General features: G+C 41.2%; 14 protein-coding genes. 13 read left to right on the top strand and 1 reads right to left on the bottom strand.

Features of this window, described 5'->3' with window-relative positions:
• Nucleotides 1–110: 110 nt before the first annotated feature.
• The 13 genes from IJT21_02950 (at nucleotide 111) to IJT21_02890 (ending at nucleotide 10,147) form a co-directional block, all read left to right on the top strand.
• Entirely contained in the window at nucleotides 111–1,388 is a 1,278-nt protein-coding gene (locus IJT21_02950; protein MBQ7577207.1) for a tyrosine--tRNA ligase, read from the top strand.
• Nucleotide 1,389: 1 nt separating this feature from the next.
• Nucleotides 1,390–2,172: a hypothetical protein gene (locus IJT21_02945; GenBank protein MBQ7577206.1), complete on the top strand. Its 783-nt coding sequence runs from the start codon at nucleotides 1,390–1,392 to the stop codon at nucleotides 2,170–2,172.
• Nucleotides 2,169–3,032, top strand: coding sequence for a lysophospholipid acyltransferase family protein (locus IJT21_02940; GenBank protein ID MBQ7577205.1), 864 nt, complete (start codon nucleotides 2,169–2,171; stop codon nucleotides 3,030–3,032). Before IJT21_02945 ends, IJT21_02940 begins: the two co-directional genes overlap by 4 nt.
• 3 nt (nucleotides 3,033–3,035) lie before the next feature.
• Nucleotides 3,036–3,410, top strand: coding sequence for a 6-carboxytetrahydropterin synthase QueD (gene queD / locus IJT21_02935; GenBank protein ID MBQ7577204.1), 375 nt, complete (start codon nucleotides 3,036–3,038; stop codon nucleotides 3,408–3,410).
• A complete protein-coding gene (locus IJT21_02930) occupies nucleotides 3,398–3,658 on the top strand; it encodes a DUF4160 domain-containing protein (GenBank protein ID MBQ7577203.1) in 261 nt (86 codons plus the stop codon). Before queD ends, IJT21_02930 begins: the two co-directional genes overlap by 13 nt.
• Before the next feature lie 6 nt (nucleotides 3,659–3,664).
• Nucleotides 3,665–3,910 (top strand): DUF2442 domain-containing protein, encoded by a 246-nt coding sequence (locus IJT21_02925; protein MBQ7577202.1) that lies wholly within the window; start codon nucleotides 3,665–3,667, stop codon nucleotides 3,908–3,910.
• Between the two features lie 7 nt (nucleotides 3,911–3,917).
• The gene (locus tag IJT21_02920) at nucleotides 3,918–4,697 is read left to right on the top strand and encodes a GTP cyclohydrolase I FolE2 (GenBank protein MBQ7577201.1); all 780 of its coding nucleotides are present in this window, start codon (nucleotides 3,918–3,920) and stop codon (nucleotides 4,695–4,697) included.
• Nucleotides 4,694–5,632, top strand: coding sequence for a hypothetical protein (locus IJT21_02915; GenBank protein ID MBQ7577200.1), 939 nt, complete (start codon nucleotides 4,694–4,696; stop codon nucleotides 5,630–5,632). The genes IJT21_02920 and IJT21_02915 overlap by 4 nt, the downstream gene beginning before the upstream one ends.
• Before the next feature lie 9 nt (nucleotides 5,633–5,641).
• Entirely contained in the window at nucleotides 5,642–6,319 is a 678-nt protein-coding gene (locus tag IJT21_02910) for a YggS family pyridoxal phosphate-dependent enzyme (GenBank protein ID MBQ7577199.1), read from the top strand.
• 211 nt (nucleotides 6,320–6,530) lie between these two features.
• A complete protein-coding gene (locus IJT21_02905) occupies nucleotides 6,531–6,944 on the top strand; it encodes a cell division protein SepF (protein MBQ7577198.1) in 414 nt (137 codons plus the stop codon).
• Nucleotides 6,941–7,684, top strand: coding sequence for a DivIVA domain-containing protein (locus IJT21_02900; protein ID MBQ7577197.1), 744 nt, complete (start codon nucleotides 6,941–6,943; stop codon nucleotides 7,682–7,684). Before IJT21_02905 ends, IJT21_02900 begins: the two co-directional genes overlap by 4 nt.
• 22 nt (nucleotides 7,685–7,706) lie before the next feature.
• A complete protein-coding gene (gene recG / locus IJT21_02895; protein MBQ7577196.1) occupies nucleotides 7,707–9,734 on the top strand; it encodes an ATP-dependent DNA helicase RecG in 2,028 nt (675 codons plus the stop codon).
• Nucleotides 9,731–10,147: a RecX family transcriptional regulator gene (locus tag IJT21_02890; protein MBQ7577195.1), complete on the top strand. Its 417-nt coding sequence runs from the start codon at nucleotides 9,731–9,733 to the stop codon at nucleotides 10,145–10,147. Before recG ends, IJT21_02890 begins: the two co-directional genes overlap by 4 nt.
• On the opposite strand, the gene IJT21_02885 is transcribed toward IJT21_02890, so the two are convergent.
• Nucleotides 10,144–10,660, bottom strand: a 517-nt coding sequence (locus tag IJT21_02885) for a nitronate monooxygenase (protein MBQ7577194.1), incomplete at its 5' end; no start/stop codon positions are given. The genes IJT21_02890 and IJT21_02885 overlap by 4 nt on opposite strands.

The raw sequence follows: 10,660 nt of genomic DNA, 5'->3' as shown, positions 1-10,660 counted from the left end.
TCCCACCCACCCACCCCGCTCGGCGGCAAAAAACAAAACACTCAATCATATATCACCCTTAAATAATGTATAATAACCGTCAAAATCAAGAATAAAAGAGGTTTACTCACATGAACGCATTTGAGACGCTCAAGCAGCGCGGTTATTTTGAATGGTGTACGAACGAAGAAAGACTCTCGCAGGTCATGAACGAAGAAATGATTACTGCTTATGTAGGCTTTGACCCTACTGCTGACAGCTTACACGTCGGACACTTGATTCCGTTAATGGCTCTCGGCTGGCTTCAGAGACTCGGACATCGTCCCATCGCACTGGCAGGCGGCGGAACAGGTTTAATCGGCGATCCCTCCGGAAAAAGCAAAGAACGAAATTTAATCACTCTTGAGGCAGTACAACATAATATCGAAGGTGTTAAATCACAGCTGAAAAAATTTCTTGACTTCGACTGCGGGAAAAATTCAGCTCTACTACTAAATAATTATGACTGGCTCAGCAAAATAACTTTCCTTGAAGTACTGCACGACGTTGGAAAATTTTTCTCGATAAATAATTTAATCGCTCGCGAATACATTAAATCACGCCTCGAAGACCCCGAAAAAGGTATCTCATACACTGAATTTTCATATGTGTTACTGCAGGCTATGGACTTCAAATATCTGAATGAACACTATAACTGCCGTCTTCAAATGGGCGGGAACGATCAGCAAGGTAATTTATTAGCAGGTTCTGACTACATACGGCGCACAAGCGGTGCAGAAGTTTTCGGGTTGACTCAGCCGTTATTATTGACAAGCTCAGGAACTAAATTCGGAAAAACAGAGGCCGGAGCAGTCTGGCTCGACGCAAATAAAACAAGTCCCTACAAATTTTATCAATTCTGGTTCAACACTGATGATAGAGACGTAGCAAAATTGTTGAAGCTCTATACTTTCATGCCGCTTGAAGAAATAGACTCATTAATCGCCGAACACAATAAGCAGCCCGAAAAAAGACTCGCGCAGAAAAAATTAGCCTTCGAGGTAACCGCAACAGTTCACGGCCAAGAGACCGCAAAAAGTGTTGTGAATGTCAGCGAAATTTTATTTAATCCTTCAATAGACTTTGCTAATGTCAGTGAAGAAACTTGCGAGATTCTAAAACAGGAAGTCCCATACAAGAAAATTGACTCTCTTGAATTTCCCGCAGGTGTAGTAAATATAATTTCGTCCTCCGGAGCATGTGAGAGCAACGGCGAAGCAAAACGCGCAATACGTCAGGGCGGAGTCTCAATCAACGGCGAAAAAATTTTCGACGAGAAAGCAGAAATCAACAAAGACTCACTCATCAACGGAAAATATTTATTTGTCAGAGTCGGCCGCAAAAAATTCAACATGGCCGAATTTGCATAAAATGTTCACTTGTAATTGGTATATAGCAAGCTCGGTTAATCCCGTTTTCGCGCAAGTAATAAAGGATATGGCCGCAGCTCTGAAAAGTTATTCGCGTGATATAGATCTGCACATAATCGACGCAAGAGACTCAAGTTATCGGGCAGGTTTCGAGAGATTCATAAACGTTTTCGCCCATAAAAATATTTGGCACTTGTTCGGGGTTGCGCCGTTCTGGTGGAAAATTGTACGATTGCATTCTCGGACTGTGCATACTTTATTAGATAAAACCTGCTGGGCCGGTTATCCGACTCGTTTATTCACAGAAGGCACACTCAACGGCGAAGGAGTAATTTATCCCGTTTTTGATTCGCTAGTTACTCAGAGTCAAAGCACAGAAGCCCATAAAGCTGTATTCATTTACGGAAAAAGTAATTTTGCACTTCCTGAAGGCGATTACGAAATTTTTGACATATCACAAAAAGTTTTGCGGCCTGAGGCTTTGAGCGGAGTCTATATCGCAAATGACATCGGACCGCGTGAAGCAATGAGAGCAGGACTCCTAACAATGCGCGGAACTGCTGTAGCGTCGAAAAAATCCGGCTGGCTTGATGAAATTCTCGGCCCCGACGGTTATTTTATGATTGACGATAACACCGACATGAATCGCATAATAAAATTTGGTCTTGGCGAAAAAGGCCGTCATATGGCAATGGCAGCTAGACATTTTCTCAAGTCAAGACGTTCACACGAAAGGTGCGCGGACTCAATCATGACTCTTTACAGAAAGATTAACGCACAATGAAAGCAGCAGTAAAAGCTATAAAATTTTTCGAGAGATTTTCAAATACGGGCATCAGAGGCAGAATAACAGAAAAATTTTTTTCCGGACTCCTGAAGCTCATTCACCCGCGCGCAAAACTTGTTGACGAAAATTTGAAAATTGCTTATCCCGACAGTAACGAGAAATGGCGCAGTGAGATTCGCAAAAAAGTTTATGAAAATCTTGCGTGGACTCTGACGGAGACTCTTGTAATGCAGCGTGATCATAAACAAGTGTTTAACTGGGTAAAAAAGGTTCACGGCCTCGAAATTGTTAATGATTTATTAGACCGCAAAAAAGGCGCTATTTTCTTGACTGCACATTTTAATAATTGGGAGCTGCTCGGAAGTTTCACCGCTCAGAATGCAATCAATCACGGCGGAAAATTGCACGTCTTATATACTCCTATGCATGATAAAGACATAAATAATTACGTTCTTGACATGAGGACTCGCGGCGGAATGTTCATGATCGAGAAAGATACTTCAGTTATGAGACTCGTACGCATGTTGAAAAACGGCGCACACGTTGCAGCACTCAACGATGTATCAGGCACAGGGAAAATGATAGCTCCATTTTTAGGCCGCGACGCAACAAATATGTCAGGAGTCGCAGTTATGTCAATGTTGTCTGGAGTTCCTGTTATTCCTGCGTGCAGTTATAGAATCGCACCTTTTGAGCATGAAGTCGAATTTTCTGAGCCCGTAATAATGCCCGATTCGAGTCTTAATCATGAAGAGAGATTAAAACTTTCTGTAATTGCCTGTAATAATGCACTGGAAAAATTTATACGCAAGAGGCCGGATTTATGGTTCTGGCTTCATAATAGATGGAGAGATTAATTTATGCTGTTGACGAAAGATTTTGTATTTGATGCCGCACATAACTTGATAAATTATCACGGTAAATGCGAGAAACTTCACGGACATACTTATAAATTACGCGTAGTTCTTGAAGGTCAGCCCGACTCAGAAGGCATGATTATGGATTTCGCAGAATTGTCGAGTCTGGTGAAGCAAAAAATTATTTCGCGTTTAGACCATGCATACTTGAACGAAATTATTTCACAGCCAAGCGCAGAAAATATCGCCTTATGGGTATGGGATGAGCTTGAAAAATTTTTAACGCGCGAAAATTGCAAGTTGTACGAGATTCATATTTGGGAGACTGCTAACAGCCGGGTGATTGTGCGGAAGGATGATTTACAATGCCGGAAATAACGAGATTTTACGGAATAATTATAAAAATGTTTCTCCCATCAAGCAAAAATTATGATTGTTCCCCTAACTTTTTCGCGCTGTATGATGAGAACATCGAAAATTTTGATATTAATACACTTGATATAAATTATGGAGATTTGCCGCCGCGAGCTGTTTCTATCGTTAAAGAATGGGCAGCACTTCATCAGAGCGAATTATTAGAAATGTGGAATACGCAAAATATTCACAAATTACAGCCTTTGAGGTGATTAATAATGATATTTCACAGGGTAAAGAATATAACGCCGATTCCTGATAAAATTTTGTTCGCAGAATTTCAGGACGGTTCAGCAAAAAAATATGATGTCAAGCCGTTGATGCAAAAAATTCCTGTCTTCCAAATGCTTAATTACATAAATGGACTCTTTGAACAGGTTAGAGTCGATTCGGGCGGTTATGGCGTTATATGGAATGATAAATTAGATTTAGATTGCAACGAGTTATATTACAATGGCAAATAATAAAATTATGCGCGACGTACAGCAGGAAAAAGACTCGCGAAATATTCAAATTGACCGGGTCGGCATTAAAGGTGTCAGCTATCCCGTTATCTTAATGGACAAGGACAACAAGACTCAGAATACTATTGCAGAAATTTCTATGAGTGTAATGCTGCCTCAAGAATATCGCGGGACTCACATGAGCAGATTCATAGAGACGTTAGAAGAATATCGCGGCCGGGTCTCCCCCTCAAATCTTGACGCATTCACAAAGAGACTCTGCGAAAAATTGAACGCCTCAGAGAGTCACGTCAGCTTCAAATTTCCGTACTATTTCAGGAAAAAAGCTCCCGTTTCAGGCATAGAAAGCTATTCAAAATGTGATGTAGTTCTTCAAGCTATACACGAGGACGGCAAAAATTTTGATATGATAATCGGACTCGCTTTGAAGGTTCAGACTCTCTGCCCGTGTTCGAAAGAAATTTCAGACTTCGGCGCACATAATCAACGCGCATTAGTAACGTTAAATGTCAGGTGTTCCGGTCTCGTATGGTTTGAAGAATTAATTGCGATGATCGAGTCAGCTGCGTCGGCTCCGTTGTTCACACTTTTAAAACGCGAGGACGAAAAATTTATCACTGAGTTATCCTACAGCCGGCCGAGATTCGTAGAAGACATTTTGCGCGAACTTGCATTGACTCTCGATAATGAGAATAGAATTTTATGGTACAGCGTGAACGTTACAAGCTATGAAAGCATTCACGACCACAACGCATTTGCAGAAATTGAGCGCGATAAACGTAAATGAGCAGACGAAAACGCAAACAAATAGCAAGATTGATTCAAAGGCTCGTTAATTACTCGATACTAATAATTATTGTTGTGTTCGGTTATAAGATGTATAGATTCTGGTACGAGGCTTATAATGTCTCACACTTTCAATTTATCGAGGCAAAGTCAGCAAGCTACACAGAAGAACAACCGCTTGAAGGCATATTATTATGGGACGAGCAATTAATTTACGCGCCTAAACAGGGACTCTTGACATATCCGACTCCTCGTTCGCATTTAGTCGCAAAAGGTGAATTACTTGCAGCTCTCGACGGTTCAGCAGTGCGCGCGCCTTATCCAGCATATTTTTATCCAGGACTCGACGGCCAAGAAGGAAGCTGGGTTTATTCGCGTTTATGGCCTGATTTCGAGCCTTTCCCGGAATTTAACAGCGCAGAATTAATCGAAAACGGGACTCTTTTACGACGAGGCGACCCAATCGGAAAATTAATCCCTCAACCGCAAATTTTAAGATGTATCGCATATCTTGACTCGACTCCTTCACTAGTTAAGGCACTAAGCAGCGAAAATAAGCGCATACGAATCAAAACCGAGTTTGAAGGCAAAGAACGTAAAGCAGAAGTCGTCGCAGTAAAATCTCAGGGTCAAAAATTGAAAGTTTATTTGCGTCTTCCGTTTTTCCCGCCTGAAGCAGTCAAAAGCCGTAAATTTGCAGCTGCCGTCGTTACTGATGTTCAAAACGGTGTAATGATTCCTGATACAGCTGTAATAACGCGAGAGGGCAAAAATTTTGTATTCATCGTCAAAGGCAACACACCCGAACCGCAGATCGTTGAAGGTTTCCCGGCCGACGAGAGAAATTTTTTCATCGAAAAAGGTGTAGAGCCCGGAAATAAATTAATTCTCAACGCAAACAGCATAAAAGATGATGAAAATCTTAGAATATGGTGATAACTAATCATGAACGCATTAGAAATCTTTGAGCGAATCAATAATGCCCGTGATAAAGCAAATCGAACGGACAAAATTTATTTCACAGCAGTAAGCAAAACACGCACGATTCAAGAGATGCAGGAAGTAGAAAAATTTTCGTGCATTGATTTTTTCGGGGAGAATCGAGTCCAAGAAGCAGCGCAGAAAAACTCTCTCTACGGACAAAAGCGAATCCCTTGGCGGTTAATAGGTCATCTTCAAGCAAATAAAGCACGCAAGGCCATAGAAATTTTTGATTATATTGACTCAGTTGACTCGGTAGAAATTGCAGCAAGAATTAACAGAGTCGCCGCTGAATCTGAACGCACTATAAAAATTTTAATCGAGGTCAATACTTCAGGCGAGCAGAGCAAAACAGGAATCAGCCCCGAAAAATTTGCGAGTTTATGTGATTCTGTCATGCTCATGAAAAATTTAGCTCTCGAAGGCTTAATGACTGTCGGCCCGATTACAGATAATGAACGCGAAATAAGATCTGCATTTGCTAATTTGCGTGAACTTTGCGAGCGTGCGAGAATTTCTACGGGACTTGCTATGCCGGTTTTATCTATGGGAATGAGTGAAGATTTTGAGTCTGCAATATTAGAAGGCTCTACAATGGTGCGAATCGGTACGCTTTTATTTGGTGCGAGAAATTATGCGTGAAAATTTATGCGTTACAAAAAATTTTTTCTCCGTGAGTCTTTGCGCGCTCATGAACGAAATTAATTTTTTGTAGTTGCAAATGTAGTTGTAAAATTATTTTCTTTGGGATAATTGCATGAAAGTGTGAAATAATTATAGCACGAAAATTTTAGCACGCGTTACAAGATTGTGATATATTTATTTGCGTAAAATTTAACAGGAGGCGTTTAACTTGAATATAATGCGCTGGTTTGGATTTGACAACGATGACGACGATTATGATGATGACGATTACCCAGAAGAAAGACGCAAGCCCGCAAAATCTTCATCAAGACGTGAAGGAAATTCTAAATCGTCAGCTAATTACGCGCCGGGAAAATTAATTCTCTTCAGGGGGATAGCGTCAGAAAATGACCGAATCAAACTCAGAGAAGCATTAATTAACGGTGCAATGGTATTAATCGATCTTCACGAATTAACAGCGGTCGAGTACGAGGAAAAGGGCGACGATTTTGTAAAGTTTATGGGCGGTGTCGTTTTTGGCATAAATGGAGCTATTATCCCAATGGTAGAGACTGCACAGTATTTATTAACGCCTAGAAAAGATATGTTTGAGGCATGGCCTGAGGAGAGAATTTCAGAATGAGCGATTTACTTACAGCAAAAGATGTAGAAGTCAAAGCCTTCAAAAAAGTTAGATTCGGGGGCTATTCCGTTCCTGAAGTAGAAGATTTCTTGAATCAAGTAGCAGACGATTTAGAGGCTTACACCCTGCAATTAGACGAGAAAGACGCGCGAATCCAAGAATTAGAGTCATTCGTCAAGAAACAAGAAGGCATGAACGACGCTATTAAAGACGCACTAATCTTAGCACGCAAAGCAGCCCAGGACATGGAAGACCAAGCTAAGGCCAATACAGAAAAAATTCTTGCAGACGCTCATGCAGAAGCAGAAAAAATTACGGCAGAATCTGAAGCTAAATCAGCAGAAAAAATCGCAGAAGCAGAAGCTAAAGCAAGTGAAATTCTCATGAAGGCGAAAAACTCAGCTGATGACATTCTTCAAGCCTCGCAGGACAAACGCGCTAAAGCAGAACAAAGCCGCGCAAATATCGAGCAGGAACTAGAATCCCGCAGACGTGACGCAGAAGACCGAGCAGACGACATTCTCGCAAACGCACGAGCAGAAGCACGCAGAATCATCGGCGACGCACAAAAAGAAGTCGAGTCCTACAACGAGCAAATTAGATTCTTGAGCCTTCAGAAACAAGATTTTGTCAAGAAAACTGCATCACTATTATTCGATTTCGGCAAAATTTTAGACCGCTCACAGGACGAAATAAATCAAGAAACAGGAGAGTTAGAAGACGGCAGCAGCGAAAATTAATCCCGTTAGATTAAGTTCTCCCGTGAAAATCCTTGAGGGTATCGGCCCAAAGAAAGCAAATGCACTCTCTAAACTGGGAATCTTTACGCTTGAGGATTTATTATATTTTATGCCCAGACGTTACGAGGACAGACGCACTATAACGCGAATAAATAATTTATCGCCAGGAAATTTTTACTCGATTATCGCAGAAGTTCTTGACACACGATCAAGACCCGGACACACTGAGGCACTATTAAGCGACGGCACAGGAAAAGTTATCGCGTCATGGTTCAGCGAAAAAATTATTAAATTCGTTCACAAAGGTATGATTCTAGTTATTTGCGGTGCAATTGAATATAATTTATTGACTCCCCGTTTTACACATCCCGAATTTGAGATTTTAGAGTCAAGCTCGCAAACGCCCTCGATTACAGGAAAAATTTTCCCCGTTTATCATGCAAATTCAGACGTGAGTCAAAAGTCTCTGCGCAGGATAATTAATTTTGCAGTCAATAAATATGCGTCGAAATGTCTTCACGAGTTTATGCCCGAAAAAATTTTAACGCGCTATGGAATGATGACTCTTCCTGAAGCAATAGCAAATATTCACATGCCGTTTGACTCACACGCTTTTATCCGCGCAAGAAATAGACTCGCATTTGATGAATTATTCTTGTTGCAGACAGGGATAATTATGCGCCGTCAAAAGTTTTTAAGCTCTTCACAGTCTCACTCATTAAGGCCGGGAAAAAATTTTTATTATTTCATGAATCATTTGCCGTTCAAGCTCACTAACTCGCAAAAAATTGCAATCGATGAAATTATTAGTGACCTCGCAAAAGATTCCGCAATGAATAGACTTTTACAAGGTGATGTCGGCGCGGGAAAAACTTTAATTGCCTTTGCTGCGATGTTAATAGCTGTTGACTCTGGTTATCAAGCTGCATTAATGGCACCTACTGAGATTTTAGCGTGGCAGCATTACGAAAAATTGCGAAAAAATTTAGCTCCTCTTGGCCTTAAAGCTGCTTTCCTTGCCGGCAGTCTGAAAATTTCCGAACGTAATAAAATTTTAGCTGGACTCTCTGACGGTTCAATAAATATTATTGTTGGGACTCATTCAATTTTTGCGGAAAAAGTAAATTTTGCAGATTTAGCACTTGTTATCGTCGATGAACAGCATAGATTCGGAGTCTTACAGCGCGGACAATTAATCTCAAAGGGGGCAAATCCTCACGTTTTAGCAATGACGGCAACACCGATTCCCCGAACGCTTATAATGTCAATTTACGGCGATTTAGAAGTATCTTCACTTCACGAACTGCCGCCCGGACGTAAGCGCATTAACACAATTTCATTTGCACCGTCAGAATATAGAAGAGTCCTGCAAATTATTCATGATACTATTTCACGAGGCGAACAAATTTACTGGGTCTGCCCGTTAATTGACGAGAACGAGGAAAAAAGTTTAAGCGCCGTTAATGCAATTTATGAGCGGTTGAAAAATTTACTGCCTGATATAAATATTGCTGTGCTTCACGGCCGGTTAAGCCCCGAAATAAAATCAAGTGTCATGCAGAATTTTGCTGATAATAAAATTAATTTGCTCGTTGCTACAGTCGTTATTGAAGTCGGAGTCGATGTTCCTAATGCTACAGTTATAATAATTCAGGACGCAGGAAATTTCGGCCTAGCGCAATTACATCAATTACGGGGCAGAGTCGGACGCGGAAATTTACAAAGCCTCTGCATACTGCTTGAAGGAAAAAATATCACTCCCGAAGGCAAAGCAAGAATCGCAGCAATGATTAAGACTTCTGACGGGTTCGAGCTCGCAGAACAGGATTTATTACAGCGCGGGCCGGGAAAAATTTGCGGGACTCGTCAGCACGGAATTACAGATTTTAGAGCAGCCGATTTAGTGAGGGACGAAAAAATTTTATTGCTCGCACGTGATGAAGCAAGGGCATTAACGAGTCATGATATAAATTTAGAGTCGGAGCCGTCATTAAAGCGCGAAATTTTTAGGAGGTTAGGCAGCACATTAGAGCTTGCAATCACATCATGAATGACATAAACGAGACACGAGAAAAATTTTTCAGTTATTTATTGCGTAAACCGGGTACACGTTCGCAGGCTTATGAATTTCTGAAGCGTCAAAAACTTTCAGACTCGCAAATAAATTTTTTGATGAACGATGCAGAAGAGTCCGGACTGATTGATGATTTAGCTTACTCGCAATTATTTATAGACGGCCATTTATCGTGGGGAAACGCGAAAATTATTTATGAACTTTCCGCGCGGGGAGTCTCACATGAAATTATTGACGAGGCATTGAATGACTCAGAAGACGAAATTTCACGCGCTGTAGATCTTGCAGAAACTTGGAGAAGCTCCGGACTTGATGACAGAAAAATTTTAACCCGGCTCAGAAGTAGGGGATTCAGCGGCCGGGCTGTGAGTGCTGCACTTGATAATTAATTCTCGAACAATTCCGAAATAATATCTTGTACGCGTTCGATTTTATTAGCTTTCACTACATTACTTCCGCAGAAAAATAAACCCGTCTCCCAGTTTCCGACTTGAGCATCAACAAGGGCTGCTGCAATGCAAAATGTTTCTTTCGTTTTTCTGTACTTGCAGTGAGTCAAACAATTTGCAAAACAGGGCTTACTCTCGACAGTGCCGTCTAAATATTTTGCTACGAAGGGATTCTTTATCGCGCGTCCGGGCAAACCTGCAGGACTGTTAATCAATACAACGTCGTCTTCTTTTGCGTCGATATAAGCCTGTTTGAATCTTTCTGACGCGTCGCCCTCAACTGTACACGCAAAACGAGTCCCCATTTGCACGCCTTTAGCACCGAGATTAAACACGCGTTCTAAATCTTTCTTGTCCCAGATTCCTCCGGCTGCAATTACGGGAATATCGCATTTCATTTCTTCTGCTACATATTTGACAACATCGGGTACAGCTTGTTCGAGTCTCAATGCC

Source organism: Synergistaceae bacterium, assembly GCA_017443945.1.
In the GTDB taxonomy this organism is placed as follows: domain Bacteria; phylum Synergistota; class Synergistia; order Synergistales; family Aminobacteriaceae; genus JAFUXM01.
Note: the sequence above shows the minus strand (reverse complement) of the source record. Positions and strands in the feature narration are given on the sequence as shown.

Excerpts from the sequence above, each read along its gene's own strand:
- IJT21_02950 (MBQ7577207.1), top strand. The coding sequence starts at position 111 with ATGAACGCATTTGAGACGCTCAAGCAGCGCGGTTATTTTGAATGGTGT.
- IJT21_02945 (MBQ7577206.1), top strand. The coding sequence starts at position 1,390 with ATGTTCACTTGTAATTGGTATATAGCAAGCTCGGTTAATCCCGTTTTC.
- IJT21_02940 (MBQ7577205.1), top strand. The coding sequence starts at position 2,169 with ATGAAAGCAGCAGTAAAAGCTATAAAATTTTTCGAGAGATTTTCAAAT.
- queD (MBQ7577204.1), top strand. The coding sequence starts at position 3,036 with ATGCTGTTGACGAAAGATTTTGTATTTGATGCCGCACATAACTTGATA.
- IJT21_02930 (MBQ7577203.1), top strand. The coding sequence starts at position 3,398 with ATGCCGGAAATAACGAGATTTTACGGAATAATTATAAAAATGTTTCTC.
- IJT21_02925 (MBQ7577202.1), top strand. The coding sequence starts at position 3,665 with ATGATATTTCACAGGGTAAAGAATATAACGCCGATTCCTGATAAAATT.
- IJT21_02920 (MBQ7577201.1), top strand. The coding sequence starts at position 3,918 with ATGCGCGACGTACAGCAGGAAAAAGACTCGCGAAATATTCAAATTGAC.
- IJT21_02915 (MBQ7577200.1), top strand. The coding sequence starts at position 4,694 with ATGAGCAGACGAAAACGCAAACAAATAGCAAGATTGATTCAAAGGCTC.
- IJT21_02910 (MBQ7577199.1), top strand. The coding sequence starts at position 5,642 with ATGAACGCATTAGAAATCTTTGAGCGAATCAATAATGCCCGTGATAAA.
- IJT21_02900 (MBQ7577197.1), top strand. The coding sequence starts at position 6,941 with ATGAGCGATTTACTTACAGCAAAAGATGTAGAAGTCAAAGCCTTCAAA.
- IJT21_02890 (MBQ7577195.1), top strand. The coding sequence starts at position 9,731 with ATGAATGACATAAACGAGACACGAGAAAAATTTTTCAGTTATTTATTG.